Origin of the sequence: Croceicoccus estronivorus (genome assembly GCF_001625325.1) — a bacterium.
GTDB classification, from domain to species: Bacteria; Pseudomonadota; Alphaproteobacteria; order Sphingomonadales; family Sphingomonadaceae; genus Caenibius; species Caenibius estronivorus.
Window position 1 is genome coordinate 140,232 of the sequence record NZ_JRQQ01000005.1, and the last position, 20,542, is coordinate 160,773.

Annotated in this window: 18 protein-coding genes and 1 tRNA gene; 3 read left to right on the top strand and 16 right to left on the bottom strand. The window is 62.6% G+C overall.

Translation table 11 applies throughout. The features are described 5' to 3' along the window. Positions 1–4: 4 nt before the first annotated feature. The 7 genes from MB02_RS08785 to MB02_RS08815 all read right to left on the bottom strand — a co-directional run bounded on the left by MB02_RS08785 (position 5) and on the right by MB02_RS08815 (position 6,858). A complete protein-coding gene (locus MB02_RS08785) occupies positions 5–1,795 on the bottom strand; it encodes a hypothetical protein (protein ID WP_156495465.1) in 1,791 nt (596 codons plus the stop codon). Continuing rightward, positions 1,782–2,195: a GtrA family protein gene (locus MB02_RS08790; RefSeq protein ID WP_067535725.1), complete on the bottom strand. Its 414-nt coding sequence runs from the start codon at positions 2,193–2,195 to the stop codon at positions 1,782–1,784. Before MB02_RS08790 ends, MB02_RS08785 begins: the two co-directional genes overlap by 14 nt. 15 nt (positions 2,196–2,210) lie before the next feature. Then, the gene (locus tag MB02_RS08795) at positions 2,211–3,797 is read right to left on the bottom strand and encodes an NAD(P)/FAD-dependent oxidoreductase (protein WP_067535728.1); all 1,587 of its coding nucleotides are present in this window, start codon (positions 3,795–3,797) and stop codon (positions 2,211–2,213) included. Between the two features lie 98 nt (positions 3,798–3,895). Then, entirely contained in the window at positions 3,896–4,564 is a 669-nt protein-coding gene (locus tag MB02_RS08800) for a PilZ domain-containing protein (protein WP_156495466.1), read from the bottom strand. A 168-nt stretch (positions 4,565–4,732) separates the two neighbouring features. Then, a complete protein-coding gene (locus MB02_RS08805; RefSeq protein WP_067535734.1) occupies positions 4,733–6,130 on the bottom strand; it encodes an FAD-binding oxidoreductase in 1,398 nt (465 codons plus the stop codon). 158 nt (positions 6,131–6,288) lie between these two features. After that, positions 6,289–6,373: transfer RNA gene (locus MB02_RS08810), tRNA-Leu, on the bottom strand. Between the two features lie 203 nt (positions 6,374–6,576). Then, complete coding sequence (locus tag MB02_RS08815; RefSeq protein WP_067535737.1) at positions 6,577–6,858, bottom strand: integration host factor subunit beta; 282 nt, start codon at positions 6,856–6,858, stop codon at positions 6,577–6,579. A gap of 263 nt (positions 6,859–7,121) precedes the next feature. On the opposite strand from MB02_RS08815, the gene MB02_RS08820 reads away from it, so the two are divergent. Continuing rightward, positions 7,122–8,696 (top strand): peptide MFS transporter, encoded by a 1,575-nt coding sequence (locus tag MB02_RS08820; RefSeq protein WP_082826091.1) that lies wholly within the window; start codon positions 7,122–7,124, stop codon positions 8,694–8,696. A 43-nt stretch (positions 8,697–8,739) separates the two neighbouring features. After that, positions 8,740–9,423, top strand: a complete 684-nt coding sequence (locus tag MB02_RS08825; protein WP_067535739.1) for an NnrU family protein — start codon at positions 8,740–8,742, stop codon at positions 9,421–9,423. Positions 9,424–9,456: 33 nt separating this feature from the next. Here MB02_RS08825 and dxs read toward each other — a convergent pair whose 3' ends face one another. The 6 genes from dxs to rpe all read right to left on the bottom strand — a co-directional run bounded on the left by dxs (position 9,457) and on the right by rpe (position 16,982). Further along, positions 9,457–11,379, bottom strand: a complete 1,923-nt coding sequence (dxs, locus tag MB02_RS08830) for a 1-deoxy-D-xylulose-5-phosphate synthase (RefSeq protein ID WP_067535742.1) — start codon at positions 11,377–11,379, stop codon at positions 9,457–9,459. A 42-nt stretch (positions 11,380–11,421) separates the two neighbouring features. Further along, entirely contained in the window at positions 11,422–11,883 is a 462-nt protein-coding gene (locus tag MB02_RS08835) for a Fur family transcriptional regulator (RefSeq protein WP_067535750.1), read from the bottom strand. A 35-nt stretch (positions 11,884–11,918) separates the two neighbouring features. Further along, positions 11,919–12,593 (bottom strand): peptide-methionine (S)-S-oxide reductase MsrA, encoded by a 675-nt coding sequence (gene msrA, locus MB02_RS08840; RefSeq protein WP_067535753.1) that lies wholly within the window; start codon positions 12,591–12,593, stop codon positions 11,919–11,921. 234 nt (positions 12,594–12,827) lie between these two features. Next, a complete protein-coding gene (gene purH / locus MB02_RS08845) occupies positions 12,828–14,417 on the bottom strand; it encodes a bifunctional phosphoribosylaminoimidazolecarboxamide formyltransferase/IMP cyclohydrolase (RefSeq protein WP_067535755.1) in 1,590 nt (529 codons plus the stop codon). Between the two features lie 4 nt (positions 14,418–14,421). Beyond that, positions 14,422–16,233 carry a heparinase II/III family protein gene (locus MB02_RS08850; RefSeq protein WP_082826092.1) on the bottom strand — a complete coding sequence of 604 codons (1,812 nt, stop codon included), beginning with the start codon at positions 16,231–16,233 and terminating at the stop codon, positions 14,422–14,424. Positions 16,234–16,313: 80 nt separating this feature from the next. Continuing rightward, the gene (gene rpe / locus MB02_RS08855; RefSeq protein ID WP_067535762.1) at positions 16,314–16,982 is read right to left on the bottom strand and encodes a ribulose-phosphate 3-epimerase; all 669 of its coding nucleotides are present in this window, start codon (positions 16,980–16,982) and stop codon (positions 16,314–16,316) included. 204 nt (positions 16,983–17,186) lie between these two features. Between rpe and MB02_RS08860 the strand changes: the two genes are divergently transcribed. After that, the gene (locus MB02_RS08860; RefSeq protein ID WP_067535764.1) at positions 17,187–17,678 is read left to right on the top strand and encodes a DUF2141 domain-containing protein; all 492 of its coding nucleotides are present in this window, start codon (positions 17,187–17,189) and stop codon (positions 17,676–17,678) included. Positions 17,679–17,686: 8 nt separating this feature from the next. Here MB02_RS08860 and MB02_RS08865 read toward each other — a convergent pair whose 3' ends face one another. Genes MB02_RS08865 through MB02_RS08875 form a run of 3 tightly spaced genes read right to left on the bottom strand, consistent with a single transcriptional unit; the run spans position 17,687 to position 20,393 of the window. After that, positions 17,687–18,454, bottom strand: a complete 768-nt coding sequence (locus MB02_RS08865; RefSeq protein ID WP_328585417.1) for a nucleotidyltransferase family protein — start codon at positions 18,452–18,454, stop codon at positions 17,687–17,689. Next, positions 18,451–19,299 carry a hypothetical protein gene (locus MB02_RS08870; RefSeq protein WP_156495472.1) on the bottom strand — a complete coding sequence of 283 codons (849 nt, stop codon included), beginning with the start codon at positions 19,297–19,299 and terminating at the stop codon, positions 18,451–18,453. Before MB02_RS08870 ends, MB02_RS08865 begins: the two co-directional genes overlap by 4 nt. Before the next feature lie 44 nt (positions 19,300–19,343). After that, on the bottom strand, positions 19,344–20,393 hold the full coding sequence (locus tag MB02_RS08875; protein ID WP_067535773.1) for a diacylglycerol/lipid kinase family protein: 1,050 nt from the start codon (positions 20,391–20,393) through the stop codon (positions 19,344–19,346). Positions 20,394–20,542: the final 149 nt, after the last annotated feature.

Below are 20,542 nucleotides of genomic sequence, written 5' to 3' on the forward strand. Positions count from 1 at the left end.
ACTGCTAACGCACCCGCCACAGCCGAAAGCCGGCTCCCGCGCCGTTTACCGGCACAGGTGTCAACCATGACGGCGCTTCCCCCCGCACCAGCCCTGCGGCCAGCCCACCGGGCGCTTCTTCCGACAGACGGCGGGTTTCATCCATATTCACGCACAATGCGACATAGGATGTGCCGCGTGCCGCCAGCATTGCCTGGGCCTGATCCGGCGTAGCCTTGAACGCGGCCTGTTCAAACAGCATCCCCGCCACCGCCCGATGGTGGCCGGTGGCAACCACGCCATGCGGTGTCCCCATCAGAAGATGCGATCCCATGTCGATCAGCGACAGGATCTCGCCTCTAGGCAGGCGTGACAGGGCCTGAAGCCCCTCTTCCATTCCACACGCCTGCAGGCTTGCCTGCATCCGGCTCTCCGCATCGCCGGACGCAGGCAGCACGCTGGCCGCGAGCGTGGCGGGAAGCATCGGAAACAGTACAACCAGCAAGCCTGCGAGAATGGCGAGTCCCTGACGCAGCGGCGCACCGGCCCGCAGCGTGGCAAGCCATCTGCCCACCAACCAGCCCAGGGGAATGGCCGACAGGACCTGAGCCGTGGCACTGGCACGTGAGACAATCAGGGCCAAGGCAACCGCTACTGCGAGCAGCGCTGTGAATTCTCCCCAACGGCTCCGCTCAGCCACATTCATTGCCATCATGCGGCGCAAGGACACGACCAGTGCGAGCGCAAGGGGCAGTGCAATTTGTAATGCCAGCGGCCAGCGCTTCTCCCACACGGGTCTGCCTTCCGGAACGGTCACCAGCCAGTTCTCGTGCAGCGATGGCGGCAATTCCGCGAACCCGCCGCCAAGGCAGATCGGCGCGGCCCATGCCAGGATCGCCAACGCGATACCTCCAGTGACCGCAAATCCGCCCAATACGACCGGCATCGACTGGCGCGGGAGGGCGGCCAGAACGGTCAGCGCGAAAGCGCCCCATACGAAAATGGCCAAATGGACCGGGGCGATCGCATCGCAATGCGTGGCAAGATCGGCGAAGCCTCGCGTGGCAAGGAACAGCAGGACCGACCCACCAGCAAGGCCCTGCATCATAGTGACGGCCCAGGCCCGCTCTGCCGGGTCGCGCAGCCAACGCCAGGCTGCCACTGCGGCAACCGCGACAGCAAGCGGGAGTCCTTCCATCGAGATTGCCAGCTCTGCCGCCAGTGCGAGGCCGGCCAGCCAGCCCGCTGGACGGGGCCTGCGCGCAAACAGGGCGTTGAGCGCGGCAAGCGCACACACGACTTGCCAGCCATGGTGATCGATCCGCAAAGGACGCATCTGGGCCACGACCACCAGCGAGAGACCCGCGACGAGACAAGCGCCAAGCACAGCATCGCGTCCGGCAAGCCTGCCTGCCAGACGTCCTGTCAAAAGCAGCGCGAGATAGAAGGTGCCCAGCGGAACCGTGGCGACCGCCACCATTTCCGCCCCGGCCTGACCCAAAAGGGGTTTCAACAGGAGAATCACGGCGGCGAGCGGAATATCCACCAGCCGTGACCAGTGCATCAGCACTCCGCCGTCAGGGGCATTGCTGCGATACTGATGGAGATCGAACCACCCCTGCCCGGCCAGCAGGTCGCGCACCTGCACCAGCCGAAGAGCATCGTCGGCATCGCTCATCCACATCGGTGCGGCCGTCAGGCCCTGCCAGGAAAACGCCAGGAAGAAGAGCGATACCGGCAGCCAAACCCAAGCCGCGCGCCATGCGACATCGCGCAAGGGCATGGGCGCGCCTTGCGGCGCGTCAGCTATGGGCATGACGGAAGATCACCTTGCTGCGCAACATCCAGGTCAGAGTGAAACTGGCGCCGATCGCAAACAGCTTGGCAATACGCGGGTCGATCCCCATCAGTCCGCCGACACCGACAATGGCTGTCGTCAACGCCAGACCGGCCAGAGCGGAAATCACGAACAACGCCTTCTGCTTGGTCCGTTCCATGCCCCGCTCCGCCACGGAGTCGGCAAACACCTTCCGGCTTGAAATCAGCCAGTGGACCAGAATACCCAGGCTGTAGCTTGCCGCGGAAGCAGCCGTGGGCATCACGCCGAACGAGAGCATGGCAAGAAAACTGCCAACGTCGGCCCCCAGGGCAATCGCACTGGCGGCGATATACCGGGCCAGCCGGATCTGACGCACACGGTTGAGAGTTGCAATCACGGCCGCCTCCGTTCGTCAGGCGGCCTTCCGGCCGTTCGGCACAATCCGTTCAGGCACTTCGCGTACCGACGAAAGCGCAGCGGCCTGATCTTCAGTCACCTTTTCCCGGGCAGGCAGTGCCTTTTCGGCGCCTTCATTGCCCGCTTCGTGATATTCCGCATCCTCGTTGACGCACCAGGTGTCATAGATTCGCTCACCGGCAAGGATATTCTCCACCGTCAGCATCGCGGTCATCATCGCATGATCCTGATTGTTGTAGCGGTGCATGCCGTTTCGCCCGACAAGGTGGAGCGTCGGGAATTTCTCTTCCAGTTCGGTCCGCATCGCCGCAACATTGGCGGCATAGGTTTCGTCATAGACCGGATAGGCTTTTTCCTGCCGCACCACTGTGCCGCCGATCACGTCGCCGGGATCGAGCAGGCCGAGGATGGCCATTTCCTTCTTGGCCAGTTCGACCAGATCCTCGTCGGACGAGGTCCACAGGCCATCGCCTTCGAAGCAGAAATATTCGAGGCCGATGCAGGCGACGTTTTCATCCGGCACCATTTCCGGCGACCAACTGCGGAAATTCTGGACCCGGCCGACCTGCACCTTGCTGTCGTGAATATAGATCCAGTTATCGGGGAACAGATCGTCGGAGCGGATCATCAATGCAACGGTCAGGAAGTCGCGATACTTGAGCTGCGATGCATTGAGTGTCGTCGCAGGCAACGGGTGAAGCCGCGCGGCCAGTTCACGCATCGGCGCGGAACTGATCGCATGCGCAGCCCGGATCACCAGGTCGCCGCCGGTTCCGCATGCCGTCATCCGCCACCCGCCGTTGCCGTCGCTGGCCAGTTGTTTCAGCGAATGGCCCATGATCACGTGACCGCCCCACGCTTCGATCTTGTCGCGCGCGGCATCCCACATCATGCCGGGCCCAAGCCGCGGGTAGCGGAACGTTTCCAGCAAGGTTTTCACTGCCTGCCCGTCATTGGGTCGCTTGTTGAGGCCCAGGGACCGCTTGACCCCGTCGATGACCGCTCCCCAGAGCGACAGGCCCTTGATCCGCTGGGCCGCCCAGTCCGCGCTCATTTCGTCACACGGCATCCCCCATACCTTCTCGGTATAGGTCTTGAAGAAGATCGAGTAGAGCTTGTGCCCGAACTGGTTGGTCGTCCAGTCTTCGAAGCTCCGGACATCCTTGATCGGGAACAGCTTGCGCCAGACGTAACTCGCCATGCAGGCCGTCGAACGCAAAATGCCGAGATTACCCAGCGCCTCGAATGCCCGCAGCGGGTAAGAGTAGAATTTGCCTTCGTAGTAAATCCGGCTCATCCGCGGGCGCTGGATGAAATCGTCAGGCAGAATCTCGTTCCACAGGTCGACGACCTGCTGGCTCTTGGAAAAGAACCGGTGGCCGCCAATGTCGAAGCGATAGCCTTCATGTTCCACCGTACGGCTGATCCCGCCGACATAGGTCGCATCCTTCTCGATGATTGCGACCGATTTTCCCTGCTTGGCAAGCAGGTAACCGGCAGTCAGGCCGGCCGGGCCCGCGCCGATGATCGCCACATCGACCTGAAGTTCGCGCGCCGCCGATGCCCCGCTGATAGTGCTCATCCGTTACCCCCGCTCGGTGTCCACAATCGGAGGTAAAGAAGAATGGTTATGGAGAAGTTAACCGGGCAAACGGAGCCCCGCCCCATTGGACAGGGCGATCACGCGAATCGCACGCCCTCGAAACGGTGCAAACCCTTGCTGCCATCTTCGCTGGACTGCTGCAGCACCGCAACCAGCTTGGCCAGTTCCTCGAACCGGAAAGTCTGATCCAGCGCCACGCCATAGTCGGTGCCCCTCCGCCAACGCACGCGGGCCTCCAACACGGGCAGGGGATCGGCTTCCAGCCGCAGTTTCTGACCGATCGCGAGATGCGATTGGCATTCGATCCGTGCCCCGGTTTGCGAAAGATTGCGAATGACGATGCCTGTCGTGATGCCCTGGCTCGAGATCAGTGCCGGCAACTGCACCGCCAGCCTGACGGGACGCTTGGGGAAAGGTCCGGGGTCCCCGATCAGCCGGGCCAGATCGACCCGGTCCATGAACCGGAATCCGGCGTGGCCCTGTTCTTCCCATACGGTTTCGATCCGGTGGCGATCGCCATTGGGCAATTCGAGGATGAAATTTCGGCCTTCGGGCAGGGGGTGGAATATCTGGACCCTGATCCCGCTCGCCGATGCATCGCGCAATATGCACATGAATTCGCCGGTGGGTGCGACCAGTTTGGCCGTCCTGATAAGCAGTGTAAAACGCGGGTCGCGGCGATGATCCATGGTCGGGATATCGTCCGTCCCGCCTGACCCCCCTGTTGGTAGTGCTGTCCCACTCACATCAAGACACTCCGATAGCCGGAGAGGGATTCCCAGCCCTGGAATCCCGTTCACCCACTTTCCGTTATGCACGCCTGTCCGTTAAGGACGCACTAACGCGGATATCAGGGATGGCGCACAGGCATCGGGCGGGGAATCTTCACCTCGTCTGCATGGGTGTGGGATGGGCTACATGTCGAAGACCTTGCCCGGATTCATGATCCCTGCCGGGTCTATCGCCCGCTTTACCGCCCGCATGACATCCACCGCATCGCCATGTTCTTCGACCAGATAATGCTTCTTGCCGATCCCTATGCCATGCTCCCCGGTGCAAGTGCCGCCATAGCCCAAAGCCAGCTCGACAATGCGTTCGGACAAGGCCTTGGCCCGGGCCACTTCGTCCGGTGAATGGGGATCAAACACCATTACGACATGGAAATTCCCGTCACCGACATGGCCGACGATAGGGCCGAAAATACCGCTTTCCTCTATGGCCGCACGCGTATCGGTAATGCAATCGCACAAGGCAGAGATTGGCACGCAGACATCGGTCGAGATCGCAGTGCAGCCCGGGCGCATCGCGAGGTTTGCATAATAGGCCTGATGCCGCGCCTCCCACAGGGCGGTGCGTTCCTCCGTCCGGGTCGTCCATTTGAAATCGCCGCCGCCATGGACAGCCGCGATTTCTCCGAACAGGGTCGATTGTTCTGCAACGCCTGCATCCGTTCCGTGGAATTCGACGAACAGAGTCGGTTTCTCGGCAAGATCCGTCTTCGAATAGGCATTGACCGCACGGATCTGCAATTCGTCGAGCAATTCGATCCGCGCGACCGGAATGCCGAACTGGATGGTCTGGATCACTGTATCGACAGCGCCGCGCAGGGATTCGAATTCACACACGCCCGAGGAAATCGCTTCCGGCTGGCCGTAAAGCCGCAAGGTCACTTCGGTGATGATGCCGAGCGTCCCTTCCGAACCGACGAACAGCCCAGTCAGGTCATAGCCCGCCGCCGACTTGCGCGCCCGGCCGCCCGTGTGAATCACACGCCCGTCAGGCAAGACGACCGTCAGACCCAATACGTTCTGCCGCATCGTCCCGTAACGCACCGCATTCGTGCCGGAGGCCCGCGTGGCGGACATCCCCCCGATCGTCGCATCGGCACCGGGATCAATCGGAAAGAACAGCCCGGTATGGCGCAGTTCCTCGTTCAGCTGCTTGCGGGTGATCCCGGCCTGCACGGTACAATCGAGATCTTCCTGCCCCACCCGGACAAGCCGATCCATCCGGGATAGATCGATGCACAGCCCACCCCGCATGGCGAGGAAATTGCCTTCCAGAGATGTCCCTACGCCATAGGGCACGACCGGAATGGCATTTGCCGCGCATATCCGGACCGCTGCAGCCACCTCTTCCGTCGAATGAGGGAACACCACCGCATCGGGCAACATTGCGGGATAGAATGTCTCAGCCCTGCCATGATGTTCGCGAATGGCCCGCTTGTCGCTGAAACGGTCGCCAAACAGAGCCTGCAATTCTCCGTACGCTGAAGCATCGGCTTTCGCCGTGACCGTGCCCATATCCGTCATTCGAACTCCATCCATTCGTTGGCAATCCGGGTCATACAGCCACAACGAGCGCAAAGGCACGCGAAAGCCATTGCTGTCAGTCGGCGCAAATCGACGAACATGGCCAACTTGAGAACGATTTCCTTCGGCCCGGAGTCCTGTGCAGGCGGCGGGCCGGCTGGTGCGGGCGGCGGGACTCGAACCCGCACGAGCAAAGCTCAGGGGATTTTAAGTCCCCGGCGTCTACCATTCCGCCACGCCCGCGAATATCTGCCTTGCGGGAGGCGGGCTAGCCGGTGACGCGACACTCCGCAATCCGGTTTGAACCGAAAGCTTCAAACCGGACACGTAGGTTCTGACGCCCGGTCCCGTTGCAGGGCATAGGCGATCACCCTTCAGATTCGGAAAAATGCGGCCAATTGCGGACAAGCAAGCCTGCAAGCGTCCGGGCCGCGCCAGCATAACGCTCAATCAGTGTTCAGACGTTCCCGGATTTCCTTGCCGGCCTTGAAATAGGGCACCCGCTTGGCAGGCACATCCACTGCAGTGCCAGTTCGCGGATTGCGGCCCTTGCGCGCTTCGCGTTCCCGCGTCGAGAATGCCCCGAAGCCCCGCAATTCCACTCGGCCGCCTTCGGCGAGCCGCTGCGCGATCTCATCAAAGAAGATTTGAACGACCTGCTCTACTTCATCCGCTCGCAATTCCGGATTGTCCCGAGCAAGAGCTTCAACCAATTCAGACCTGATCATCGCAATCCTCCACGACTGCGTAAACCGGAACCGTTATCAGCCCGTGCTGCCGAACGCCTCCGTACACCCCCTATGGGCAAACCGCGACCCTGCGGCTATCCTGGCAGACTGCCAGACGAACGGCCCAGGCGCAATTGCATCGCTGCAAATATTTTCATCAGCTCCCGATTGTCCCGAAACGCAACGTATCGGCGCTTCACAGAGCGGCGGTTTCGTCTAGTCTGCCGATCAAGGACAAACAGGCGGACGAGGTGAACGGGCGGATGGTCAGCCATTATGCGCAGGATGGAGATGCAGCCGGGACATTCCTGGGCCACCCCAAGGGCCTGTTCGTCCTGTTCTTCGCCGAAATGTGGGAACGCTTTTCCTACTACGGGATGCGGGCCCTGCTGATCTTCTACCTGACCCAGCACTGGCTTTTTTCCGACGCCGAAAGCGGCTTCATCTACGGCGCATACACGTCGCTGGTTTACATCACTCCGGTTTTGGGAGGCTATCTGGCCGACCGCTATCTGGGACAGCGCAAGGCCGTGCTGTTCGGCGCGGTCCTGCTGACCTGCGGCCATTTCCTAATGGGCTTCGAAGGGGATGGCGGGCAGGGGAGTGCCGCGCTCAGCCTGTTCTGGCTGGCCCTGTCGTTCATCATTGTCGGCTCGGGATTTCTCAAGGCCAATATCTCGGTGATCGTCGGCCAGCTCTACGGCCTCACGGATATCCGGCGGGACGGCGCGTATACGATTTTCTATATGGGTATCAATCTGGGCGCGGCGGCCGGTTCGCTGCTCTGCGGTTATCTCGGCCAGACCTATGGCTGGAGCTATGGCTTCGGCGCGGCAGGTTTCGGCATGCTGGCAGGCCTCATAGTGTTCGCGGTCTTCAAACCGTTGCTGCTCGGACGGGGGGAACCGCCCCGCGCGCTCAGCCGCACCCGTGAATTTCTCTTCTACGCGCTGGGCGTAGCCGCGGTTGCCGTGATCTGGCTGTTGATTCAGTATCAGGAAGCGATCGGCTGGCTGCTGCTCGCCGCCGGGGCGGTGCTCGTCACGTATGTGTTCTACACCGCCATCATCCGCCTTGAGCGCGATGCGCGCGACCGGATATTCGCGGCAATGTTCCTGATCTTCGGATCGATCCTGTTCTGGGCCCTGTTCGAACAGGCGGGCAGCTCGCTCAACCTCTATACCGACCGCTTCGTCGACCGGGCGGGCGTGCCGGCCAGCATGTTCCAGTCGATCAATGCGATCTACATCGTCCTGCTCGCCCCGGTCTTCGCCGGGCTGTGGACCTGGCTTGCCCGTCATGGGAAGGAACCTTCCACACCCGCGAAGTTCGGCGTTGCGATGATCCTGTTGGGCGCGGGCTTTCTGGCGCTGGTGTGGGGCGCCGCACTGGGCGGAGACGGCGCACAGACGGCAGTCATTTTCATTTTCCTGATTTATTTTCTACACACCAGCGGGGAATTGTGCCTTTCGCCGGTCGGCCTGTCCGCAATGAACCGGCTCGCACCCGCGCATATGGCTTCGCTCATCATGGGCACATGGTTCTTCGCGTCGGCAACAGGCAATTTCGTTGCAGGGCTGATCGCGGCAGCGACGGGGTCAGAACGGGCCAGCGGCGAGGGGGCCGGTCAGCATGTGGTGCTCGAAGTCTATAGCCAGATTGGCTGGATCGCGGTCGCGGTCGGTATCGGAGTGCTGGTAATATCGCCATGGATCCGGCGACTTATGCATCTCGACACGCTGGGCGACGATAATGTGGGTGACGATCTGCTCGGCCAGGAAACAGTGGGCGAACCACAGGCAGCCGGAATGAAGCCCGAGACAGGGCCTCATCCGTGATCATGAGAGAAATACGGATCCGGCCAGATAGGAGGGAGACCCCATGGAAGCCCCGCTGATTTCATTGCTGGCGGCCTGCATCGCCTTTGTCGGCAGCCATTTCGTCATGTCGCATCCCCTGCGTTCACCGCTTGCCGACGGGTTGGGCGACAGGCTTTTTCTCGCGCTCTATTCGCTCGTCAGTCTGGTCACATTCGCCTGGGTGGTGATCGCTTTTCGCGCGGCCTATGGAATTGGCGCTCCGGCATGGAACGGGCAGACCAATCTGGCCTGGGGGCTGGCGAGCCTGCTGACTCTCTTTGCCCTTTTGCTGTTTCTTGGCTCGCTCAGGGGCAATCCGGCGGCACCGGAAACACCGCCCGCAAAGATTGCGGCCGCGCAGCCGCGCGGGGCCTACGCCGTCACACGCCATCCGATGATGTGGGGCTTCGCACTGTGGGCTGTCGCCCATATCCTGATCATGCCGACGCCCCGCTCCGTGATCCTGTGCGGGGCCATTCTGATTCTCGCCCTGCTCGGCGCACATTTGCAGGACCGCAAGAAAGAGATGCTGCTGGGTGCCGCCTGGAAGGGCTGGGAAGCGCAGACCAGCTACTGGCCGCAGTGGGGCAAGCTCGTGAGCGCGGGTTGGGGCCTGTGGGCGCTCACGGTCATCCTGTGGCTGGCCATCACCTGGCTGCACTTTCTCGGCGCTGGTATCAACGCAGGCGTTTGGCGCTGGTATTGAGACAGGTGCCTGACACCTGACGCGAAGGCATTCTCAGGCGCGCGCTTCTTCGACCCCGGCGCTGTTGTGACGTAGCGCCTTCAGCGCGACATCGACGATCTGCGGGGCATTCAGCCCGGCGGCATCGTATTGCTTGTCAGGCGCATCCTGGTCCTGAAAAACGTCGGGCAGACGCATGGTGCGGATCTTGAGGCCCGCATCCAGCAGCCCCTGATCGCTCGCCAGCGTCAACACATGCGCGCCCAATCCGCCGATGCTGCCTTCCTCGATCGTAACGACGACTTCGTGAGTAGCCATCAATTGCCGGATGAGATCGGAATCGAGCGGTTTGGCAAAGCGCAAGTCTGCCACTGTCGTGGACAGTCCCTTTGCCTCAAGCTGTTCGGCCGCCTTGAGGCTTTCCCCCAGCCGTGTGCCAAGGGACAAGAGGGCGATCTTGCTGCCTTGCCTGACGATCCTGCCCTTGCCGATTTCCAGCCTCTGCGGGATTTCGGGCAAGGCCACGCCCGTTCCTGCCCCGCGCGGATAGCGGAAGGCAATCGGGCCGCTGTCATGCAAGGCGGCGGTGTGAGTCATGTGGACGAGTTCCGCCTCGTCCGCGGCCGCCATGACCACGAAGTTGGGCAAGGTCGCCAGATAGGTAATGTCGAAACTGCCTGCGTGCGTGGCCCCGTCCGCGCCGACCAGCCCCGCACGGTCGATCGCGAACCGCACCGGCAGATTCTGGATCGCCACATCATGCACGACCTGATCGAACGCCCGTTGCAGGAAGGTGGAATAGATCGCGCAGAACGGCCGCATGCCCTGCGCAGCCAATCCGGCTGCGAATGTCACCGCATGCTGTTCGGCAATGCCGACGTCGAAGCTGCGATCGGGGAAAGCGGCCTCGAATTTGTCCAGCCCGGTGCCCGATGGCATGGCCGCGGTAATGGCGCAGATCGTTTCGTCCCGCCGCGCTTCCGCGATCAACGAGCTCGCGAAGACGCTGGTATAGCTGGGCGGTCCACCGGCGCTCTTTTTCTGTTCCCCGGTGATGACGTCGAACTTCTGGACCCCATGGTACTTGTCCTCGGCCGCCTCGGCAGGAGCGTAGCCTTTACCCTTTTGCGTGACGACGTGAACCAGGATCGGCCCTTCGGCCGCATCGCGCACGTTCTGCAAAACCGGGATCAGCGCATCGAGGTCGTGCCCATCGACCGGGCCGACATAATAGAAGCCGAGTTCCTCGAACAGAGTGCCGCCCATGGCCATTCCGCGCGCAAATTCATCAGTCTTTCGCGCAGCATTGTGCAACGGGCGCGGCAGTTTTCGGGCAAACTTCTTCGCGAGTTCACGCAGTCCCAGGAAACGTCCGCTGGACACCAGCCGCGCGAGATAGGCCGAAAGGCCGCCCACTGGCGGGGCAATCGACATGTCGTTGTCGTTGAGGATCACGACCAGCCGGTTGCCTGCGGCCTGCGCGTTGTTCATCGCCTCGTAGGCCATGCCCGCGCTCATCGCGCCATCCCCGATCACGGCGATGCCCTTGCCCTGCTTGCCCGAAAGTTTGTTGGCAATGGCAAAGCCCAATGCAGCCGAGATCGAAGTGGAAGAGTGCGCGGTCCCGAACGGGTCGTATTCGCTCTCGCTCCGCTTGGTAAAGCCGGACAAACCGCCAGCTTGCCGAATCGTGCGAATCCTGTCGCGGCGGCCAGTGATGATCTTGTGCGGATAGGCCTGATGGCCGACATCCCAGACAAGCCGGTCATCCGGGGTATTGAACACATAGTGGATGGCCACGGTCAGTTCGACCACGCCGAGGCCGGATCCCAGGTGGCCACCGGTCTGACCGACTGCAGCAATCATTTCAGCACGCAATTCGTCGGCGAGCTGCCGCAATTGCGACGGTTCGAGCATACGCAGATCGGCAGGAACATCGACCTGGTCGAGCAGGGGAGTGGCCGGATTGTCGGTCATCGCGCGGCGCTTACACTGCAATGGCATTGCTGTCGATGAACACTAACCCGCACAGGCATCGCACAGGCCCCGCAATTCCACCACTGGCCGCACATCGGCAAATCCGGCCTGCTTTCCCGCATCGCGCAAGGCACCGGTCAGCCGATCGTCGTCGAGATGGGTAACATGGCCGCACTCGTCGCAAATCAGGAAGATGCAATCGTGGCGGCAACCAGGATGAACATTGGCGAGATAGGCATTGGCGCTTTCAATCCGGTTGGCGAGGTTCGTGCGCACAAACAGGTCGAGAATACGATAGACGCTGTTTGCCGCCACGCGCTTACCCCGGGCGGCGGACAGTTCTTCGGCGATGTCGTAGGCTGAAACCGGGCGATTGGCGTCGGCCAGCGCCTTGAACACATCGGCGCGCATCGCGGTCCATTGCTCGCCCGCGCCGGTCAGAACCGAACTGGCCGCAGAAACCAGACCTTCGCCCGAAATTTCACGATGATGATGCACACCCATCAGCGCAACATAAGCATCCCCTGCGCCGGGGGCAATCAGCCGGTCACGAAACCGGCCCGGTACATGCCGGGGAAAATCCGCTTGAGCGCCTTAACTTTGGGTGCATCCCATTGCACGATGTAGGGATGGCGCGGATGGGCCGCCATGAAATCCTGGTGATGGGCCTCCGCCGGATAAAATGCCCGATAGGCCTCGATCCTGGTCACAATCGGTTTGTGCCACACACCCGATGCCTTGATCTGCGCCAGATAGGCAGCCGCAACCTTGCGCTGTTCGGCATCCAGCGGGACAAGCGCGGAGCGATATTGCGTGCCGTGATCCGGGCCCTGATAATTGAGTGTCGTGGGGTCCGCGATGACCGAAAAGAATATCCGCAAAAGCTGGTCGTAGCGGACGATTTCAGGATTGTAGGTAACCTTGACGGCTTCCGCGTGGCCCGTCCTGCCTCCGCTAACAGCGGCGTAATCGGCATTCTTACCGTTGCCGCCGTGATAACCGGAGATGGCGCTGGTCACACCTTTCACATGGCTGAAGACGCCTTCGACGCCCCAGAAACAGCCCCCGGCGAAAATCGCCGTTTGCAATCCCTTGCCTTCATCCGCGACACGTTTGGGCGCAGGCGCCTCAACCGGTTTTTCGGAGGCCTGAACAGGCTGCTGGCAAGCCGAGAGGAAAAGGGCAAGCGCACCAAGAGCCGCCGCCCGCCGCATCAGGCAATGATCCCGCCGACCCTGCCGAGCAGATCGACCAGCACGATCACGGCGCCAAGGCCGAAGCCGATGGCGAAATTGCGGTAGAGATCATCTTGTAGCCGGACCATCGCATCCAATCCGTGAAACGTTTTTCGTCATAGCGTGCCGCACCGGATGCACCGGCGCGGCTGACCCTATGCTGAATGATGCGGCAGGCAGGCGTTCATGCACCCGCCTGTCGTTTCATCTCCATCAGTGGCGGAAATGCCGCATCCCGGTAAAGACCATGGCAAGGCCAGCGTCATCGGCGGCCTTGATCACTTCTTCATCGCGAATGGAGCCGCCCGGCTGAATCACTGCGGTCGCGCCAGCCTCCACTGCGGCCAAAAGCCCGTCGGCAAACGGGAAGAACGCATCGGAAGCCACCGCACTGCCCACGGTGCGGGGCTGTGCCCAATCATACTTTTCGGCCGCCTCGCGAGCCTTGATCGCGGCAATTCGGGCACTGTCGCGTCGATTCATCTGGCCTGCGCCAATTCCCGCCGTCGCGCCATCCTTGGCATAGACGATGGCGTTGGACTTCACATGCTTGGCGACCGTCCACGCAAACAGGCAATCCTTGAGTTCCTGCTCAGTCGGTTCACGCTTGGTCACCGCCTTGAGCATGTCCGGCGTGATATGCCCGCTGTCACGGTCCTGCACCAGCAACCCACCGGCAATCACGACTTGCGTCATACCCGGTCGCGAGGGATCGGGCAGGCCATCGGTAATCATCAGCCGCAGGTTCTTCTTGCGGGCAAAGGCCGCGCGCGCCGCATCGTCTGCGCCCGGCGCCACGACCACTTCAGTGAATATCTCGCAAATCGCTTCGGCAGTCGGGCCGTCAAGCGGGACATTGGTTGCCACGATCCCGCCGAAAGCAGACACCGAATCACAGGCCAACGCATCGTTCCATGCATCCAGCAAAGTCCCGCGCTGGGCCACGCCGCAAGGATTGGCATGCTTGACGATCACCACTGCCGGGTCGCCCCCGGCAAATTCCGCCACCAGTTCCAGAGCGGCCGCAGCGTCGTTGTAGTTGTTGTAGGACAGTTCCTTGCCCTGAACCTGCTCCGCCTGCGCAATGCCGGTGCCCGAAAGCGTTTCCGGGATATAGAGCGCCGCTTCCTGATGCGGGTTTTCGCCATAGCGCAGCGTCGATACCAGGCGACTTGCCACGGTCTGACGGGCCGGGAATTTCTCACCCTGATCCACGCTGGCGAACCACTGGCTGATGGCCGCATCGTAAGCTGCCGTCGCCGCAAAAGCCTTGGCGGCCATCTTCTTGCGGAAATCGAGCGTAGTCACACCGCCCTTTTCATCCAGCTGGGCCAACAATGTGGGATAGTCCGCCGGATCGGTAACGATAGTGACGAATGCGTGGTTCTTCGCTGCGGAACGCACCATGGACGGGCCGCCAATGTCGATATTCTCGATCACCTCGTCGCGTTCGGCACCCTTGGCAACCGTCTGCTGGAACGGATAGAGATTGACCACGACGAGATCGATCGCGCCAATCGCATGGTCTTCCATCGCCCTGGCATGTTCGGGATTGTCACGCACCGCAAGCAGCCCGCCATGCACCATCGGGTGCAGCGTCTTCACGCGGCCATCCATCATTTCGGGAAAGCCGGTCAGGTCCGACACATCTTTCACGTCCAGCCCGGCGTCACGCAGCGCCTTGGCCGTCCCGCCGGTGGACACCAGTTCAACACCGAGACGGGCCAGGCCCTGTCCCAATTCGACCAAGCCGCCTTTATCGGACACCGAAAGCAGTGCCCGGCGGATCGCTACTTCACTCACGATCTTACCCCATTTTCTTGAGCAACCACGAGAAATTCCCGCCGCCGCGTGAAACCATCCCTGAGATGACCAGTTGCTGGATCGGTTGCGGCCTACCGTTGCCGTCCGACCAGAGGCTCTCTTCTATCGAAAGTTCGCCCCCGTCAACGCCGCTAGCACCACTGACAAACTGCCAGTAGCTGCCGTCAGGCAAGGCCAGGCCCGCCCCCTTGCGATTATCCGAAAGGCCCAGCTCAATTCCCGGCCCGACGTGGAAACGGATGGCAAAGCCGACCTTGCCCCGCTTCCCCCGCCGCCCCACCGGAACCAGCACGTCCTCTCCACGCAATTCGCTGCCGTCGTCGCGCATGATGAGAATCCGCCGATGGACGAGGCCATAGCGGCCTGCATAGCCATCGTGGCTGGCTTCGATGCGGGTTGCCCCTGCGCCGTCGAGCTCCAGAGTACGGCGGTCGACCTCGACTTCGCCGACACCGCCGCCAAGCTTGCCATTGATGAGGACGGCAGTGGAATTGACATCATCCAGCACCAGCGTCGAATGGGCGGCGGTCGCCCGCAAGCCCTGTTCGATCCGCACCGGGATTTGCCCACCGGCAAAGGCCGCCCCCCCGCAATTGACAATGAGCCGCTGCGCGCCATGCGATAGTTCAAACGCGAGAGTCGATGCGCAACCCGCGCGTGCGTGCCGCGCCAGCGGCGGGGGGGCGGTGTCGAATTGCAACAGGCTCTTGCCGGCTGCGACACGTTGATAGCCCCATTGCCGCACTTCGCGCAGCGGGCGGCTCCGGACGCCGCTGGCCTCGATCAGGGCGGTAATCCTGTCCGCCTTTACCGCGCCCGAACCCTGCCAGTTGCCGAGCCCGCCATCACCGTGCAGCAAGGCCAGCAACGGAGGCACCAGCATGGCCAGCATGGCCTCAACCGCCTGTGGCGGATCGCGGCGCGTCGCACGATAACACGCGCTCAATTCGACCAGCAGGGCAATCGCCTCCATCTGATCGAGCGGGCTGCGTGACAATATCCCGCCATCGTCTCCGACCATGTCGCCCAGGGCGCGGATCAGGCCCCCTTCGCCATAGAGGCGTCGCGGCCCGCCATCGGGCAGCAACAGCCCGGCAGCGGTAATGGCAGCCCAGCCCGCCACCTCGGCCAGCCTGTCTTCGGCCTTGCCCACGTTGCGATCGAGCCAGCGCGCGGTATGCGCCATCGCACCCAGCACTTTGCCCCGCAGTACCTTGTCCGGCCCGGACAGGAGCAAGGGGGCGTATACGAACCAGTTCAGCAGGCGATGGCCCGCATTGCCCTGTTTCCAGGCAGGACCCTTGCCCGGCTTCGGGTTGGCTTCGAGCCATGCGACAAGCAGGCGCTCTGCCGTGGCCGTGCATTGTTCGCGCGGGGCCGAAGCGGCCAGGTCGCACAGCCAGGAAAAGCCATGCACCGTCCGCTCGAACGGCGGCGTGAGCTTGGCACTGGGGGTGAAGTCCATCTGCCCGATCGGGGCCTTTACCCCATGAACGAGGAAATGGCCGGCCCGCAACGCCACTCCCGTGGCACGGTCCCCCACCAGCGGGCTTTCCACAGTGGCCATGAGGCGCGGTTTGGCCTGCTTGCGAAACGGCGAAGTCAAGGCAGAGCCGGGCACACCCATGCGATAGGCAAGCCGTACCAGCCGTTCCCCCGCACCCAGGGAAACCGGCGCGAATTCCGCCAAGGCCAGCGCACGTCCCGGTTCGATGACCGCCCCCGGTGATGCATCTTCTTCAGCCTGATCTGTCCGCGCCAACGGCTCCTCCGATGGAGCCAGCGGTATGGCCATCTTGTCCTCCGCGCCGTGTGCAAGGCTCGCGTCCGGTTCACCGCGACGCAGCGCCAATTGCCCCTGCGTCGCGGCTTCGCTCATTCGCGTCCGCCCTTCAGCGCAACGATGTTAGGGGCATATCGATCCGGACCGCCCTTGAAAGCTGCCGATCCGGCAACCAGCACGTCGGCGCCCGCGTCCACGCATTGCCGCGCGATCTCCGGATTGACCCCACCATCAACCTCCAGATGGATTGCACGGCCGGACTTGTCGATCATCTTGCGGACCGCCTCGATCTTGCGGAGCTGGCTGGAAATGAAGCTTTGTCCGCCAAAGCCGGGATTGACGCTCATCACCAGGACAAGGTCGATCTCGTCGATCAGATAATCGAGCATCTTTGCCGGAGTGGCCGGGTTGAGCGAGATGCCCGCCTTCTTGCCCAGGCCCTTGATCGCCTGCACCGTGCGGTGAACGTGCGGCCCCGCTTCGGGATGGACTGTGATGATATCGGCCCCCGCCGCCGCGAATTCCTCCAGATAGGAATCGACCGGCGAAATCATCAGGTGAACGTCGAACGGCTTGTCCGACCACTTGCGGATCGCCTTGACCACCGATGGGCCGATCGTGATGTTGGGCACGAAATGCCCGTCCATCACATCGACATGAATCCAGTCGGCACCGGCTTCATCGATTGCGCGCACCTCTTCACCCAGCCGTGCGAAATCGGCGGAGAGGATCGACGGAGAGATAAGGGGAACTGTGGACATCTTGACTTTTTGCCCTAGCCACCAGCCCTTGTGCCTACAAGCATGGTGAGAAGCGTTTTCCACACAAGATCTCGCGCGCGGCAACCGCTTCGGAAACACGCCTGCCCTGTCCGCGTCGATCCTTAACCGCACGCCCCGCCCCAATTCAGTCGCTATTCAGCGCCCTTGCTTTAGACAGCCCCGACTATGGAGAGACAATCGATCATGCGCAGACTGGTAACGGCCTCCGCGATGGCCCTCACGATCGGCAGCATGGCCAGTGCTATGCCACTGGCCGCACAATATCGCCAAAAGATCGCCAATAACCCGCAGGAATGCGCCCCCGGCGCAGGGCCCGCAATCAAGGTAACGGTCAACGGCATCCGCTCGTCCAGCGGCACCGTTCGTGTGCAGAGCTACCGCGCGACCAATGCCGAGTGGCTGGAAAAAGGCCGCTGGATCCACCGAATCGAAGTGCCCGCCCGCGCCGGCACAATGACTTTCTGCATGCCTCTTCCGGCAAGCGGAAGCTACGGCATAGCGGTGCGTCATGATATAAACGACAATGGCAAGACCGACATTACCCGCGATGGCGGCGGGATGTCGAACAACCCCAGCATCAACATCTTCAATCTCGGCAAGCCGAGCTACAAGAAAGTCGGCGTGACCGTAACCCAGGGCGTGACCCCGATCACTATCGACATGAAGTACATGTAGCCAGGGCCCTAGCGCCCGGCGGCAACCTCGCGGACCAGTTCGAGGTCGGCGACCTTGTCGACATCGACTGCCGCCAGCCCATCCGCTGCCGCGACCACGGCTGCCCGGACACCGATCCTCTCTCCCAGGCCGGCCACCGCTTCGGAGAGAGTAAGCCTGCCGCGCAGATAGTCCCACAGGACACGCGGGCCGAGCCGGGCGGCAATGCGCCATGGCCGCTTGCGGTTTGCCTCAACTTCCCGCCACGTCGCAATCGCCGCTTCAGCGCGGGGCGTTGCCAGCAGGAACAGATTGCATCCCGACCATTGCCCGTCCGCAAACCGGAGCCAGGTGCGGTGCGTGTCCGGCACGGCTTGTTCCACAGCGTCACGCCGGGCCAGCAACACGGCAACATCGGCATCGGGCGGGCTGTCTCCGACGAATTGCCGTACCCAGTCCGGTTGCAGCAGCGCATGATCGGCAGTCGTCACCAGCATCGGCGCGCTCAGGCGGGCGAACCCCCGTGCGACGCTGGCGCTTGGGCCGCGGCCAGGTTCGATTATTTCCGCACCGATAATCTGCGCCAGCGCAACCACCGCCGGTGCATCGGCAACCACCGCAATCCGTTGCACACCGGCAGCGGAAAGAGCGGCATGGACGCGAGCGAGCAGCGGCACTCCTTCGACTTCGACCAGAGCCTTGTGCGCGACCCCTTCGGACACGGCCACGGGGTCCGGCGCACCCTCGCGCGAACCGGCAAGGATCAGGGCGGCAGGCATTGTTTCGGGATAGGTCACGCTCTCCTGTCCCGTTCACGCCAGACCCGCCACAGCACACCGGGCGCGGCAAGGATCGGATGCTTTTCCCGCCAAGGCGTCACAGCCACCTTGACCCCGGTGTGCCGTTCGACCTTCCACGCGGCGTACCGTGCCGCACCATCGAACGTGGCCGTCGCGCGCGCCAGCCGCATCAGGTTATAGGGCTTCCCCATACGCTGGCGACGGCGCCACCAGCGACGAATGCGGCGACGCTCCGGCTGCGCCATCCGAGGGACCAGCCGGCCTCCATCCTGACCGTATGCGACAGGCGCTGCATCAAGCGCCAGGGAAAGCAATCCGTCGAAATGCGTGGGATTGGCGGCCAGAATCGTGTCTTCGCGCCCCGGCTTTTCCACCCGGAATTCGGCGCGGTAAGTCGCGCGGAACAGCGCCCGCCAGAAGTCCTGCGGCAGACCGCTTTCCGGGCCGAGCGCCACGGCCAGCCGCGCAGCAGTGACAATGGCGGCGCAAACCGCATTCAGCACTTGCGCACGCGCCGCATCATCCCGGACCCAGGCCAACGCACTGGGCTGGACAAAGCGGGCCCATATCGTCGTATCGAGCAAACTGCCTGATGCCGCAGCGTGAAAGGTCGCCATGGTCATGGTCGCGATCTTGGCCCGGAGCGTCCGTCCTTCATGCTCCCACTCGCGATAGCTGACACGAGGCCAGATTCCGCTTTCACGCGGCCCCGGCAACAGGACGTAGAAGTCAAGCACGCCTTCCAGTTCGCCAGTGCGCAGGTTGGAGCCGTAGAACAGCACCGCCAATGCCCCGCTTTCCTGCGCCAACCGTTCGGCAAAGACGCGCACCGGGGCGGCCATGGCCGCGTCAAGCCCAGCGGAGACGCGCGCCTCCAGCGTTGCGTTCACGGTGCGATAAACTGGATCTTGGGGCCCATGCCGATGCGATAGCGCCCTGCGGGGAAAGCCTCCCCATCGAGGATGAAACTGTCATCGAGCTCGACGAGAGCTTCGCTCACGGCATCGCGATGTACGCCAAGACGGGCGAAGGCAGGACGGTCCCAGCCGGTCAGCAGACCGGGCACCAGCGCAACTACGCGCCGCAGCGGGGCATCAAGAACGACGTAGCGCAGACCCGAACGGATATGACCGAAAGGATTCAGACCGGCCGGAAACCGTTCCAGCGTGGAAAAGGCCATTGCATAGCGGCGATCCGGCGCACCATGGCCGGAATGCGTCACTTCCTGGTCATCCGCACCAGTGAATATCCGCATTCCCGTGGTCGTGCGCCAAGGGCTCGCCCCAATCCCGAACAGAGCCTGCAACACGCTGGCCACTGCCGTCACACCCACAGCCAGGCTGTTGAATGCGCCAAACCGGTGGGCGGTCTGCCCCGCCTGGGTCGCAATGGTGAAAATACCCGCGCCGAATACGAACCCGAGCACTTGGGCGCCCTGCCCATCCGCCTGCCCGACCATCACCGGGCGGCGATGAACGATATGCCCGTCGCGCGCGGCGGCAAGCGCATCGGGCAAAGTCCAGTCCTTCGGCAAGCCGAGATCGACCGCCAGTGCATTCGTCTTGCCCTTGGGCAACACGATCAGACGCGGCCAGCGGTCCCCGAAAATCGGCGCCCCGCATGTCAGCACATCGCGCACTGTCCCGTCGCCCCCGTCCACGGCCAGCAAATCGATCCCGCGATCGGCAAAGCCTGTCAGCACCCGCACCAGTTCACTACGAGTCGGCGGGCTGGCGGTGAGGATGTTCTGCCGCCCTTCCAGTTCGGGCATATGGCCGCGATTGCGGTGGCTGCGCGGATTGCGAATGACCCCTACCAGCGGCGTTTCGCGCAGCCCCGGACGCATCCGGCGGGCACGCGCGTCGGTATCGCGCATGCCCACATTCGCGTCCACTGCACGCGGCAAGCCTTCAAACTGGTAGATCGAACCTTCCATCGGGGTGGCTATATCAATGTTGCAGCCGCGAATTGCTACACTTTTTTGACCTCAAGGCTCCCGGTTCGCCGCATTCGGGACCTCTCCACCATGCACAGATGTGCCCGTATCAGGCGGAGACTCCATCCTATCCCACCCTTGCGCAAGGC

Excerpts from the sequence above, each read along its gene's own strand:
- MB02_RS08785 (WP_156495465.1), bottom strand. The coding sequence starts at position 1,795 with ATGCCCATAGCTGACGCGCCGCAAGGCGCGCCCATGCCCTTGCGCGAT.
- MB02_RS08795 (WP_067535728.1), bottom strand. The coding sequence starts at position 3,797 with ATGAGCACTATCAGCGGGGCATCGGCGGCGCGCGAACTTCAGGTCGAT.
- MB02_RS08805 (WP_067535734.1), bottom strand. The coding sequence starts at position 6,130 with ATGACGGATATGGGCACGGTCACGGCGAAAGCCGATGCTTCAGCGTAC.
- MB02_RS08815 (WP_067535737.1), bottom strand. The coding sequence starts at position 6,858 with ATGATCAGGTCTGAATTGGTTGAAGCTCTTGCTCGGGACAATCCGGAA.
- MB02_RS08820 (WP_082826091.1), top strand. The coding sequence starts at position 7,122 with ATGGTCAGCCATTATGCGCAGGATGGAGATGCAGCCGGGACATTCCTG.
- MB02_RS08825 (WP_067535739.1), top strand. The coding sequence starts at position 8,740 with ATGGAAGCCCCGCTGATTTCATTGCTGGCGGCCTGCATCGCCTTTGTC.
- dxs (WP_067535742.1), bottom strand. The coding sequence starts at position 11,379 with ATGACCGACAATCCGGCCACTCCCCTGCTCGACCAGGTCGATGTTCCT.
- MB02_RS08835 (WP_067535750.1), bottom strand. The coding sequence starts at position 11,883 with ATGGGTGTGCATCATCATCGTGAAATTTCGGGCGAAGGTCTGGTTTCT.
- msrA (WP_067535753.1), bottom strand. The coding sequence starts at position 12,593 with ATGCGGCGGGCGGCGGCTCTTGGTGCGCTTGCCCTTTTCCTCTCGGCT.
- MB02_RS08850 (WP_082826092.1), bottom strand. The coding sequence starts at position 16,233 with ATGGCCATACCGCTGGCTCCATCGGAGGAGCCGTTGGCGCGGACAGAT.
- rpe (WP_067535762.1), bottom strand. The coding sequence starts at position 16,982 with ATGTCCACAGTTCCCCTTATCTCTCCGTCGATCCTCTCCGCCGATTTC.
- MB02_RS08860 (WP_067535764.1), top strand. The coding sequence starts at position 17,187 with ATGCGCAGACTGGTAACGGCCTCCGCGATGGCCCTCACGATCGGCAGC.
- MB02_RS08870 (WP_156495472.1), bottom strand. The coding sequence starts at position 19,299 with ATGGCCGCCCCGGTGCGCGTCTTTGCCGAACGGTTGGCGCAGGAAAGC.
- MB02_RS08875 (WP_067535773.1), bottom strand. The coding sequence starts at position 20,393 with ATGGAAGGTTCGATCTACCAGTTTGAAGGCTTGCCGCGTGCAGTGGAC.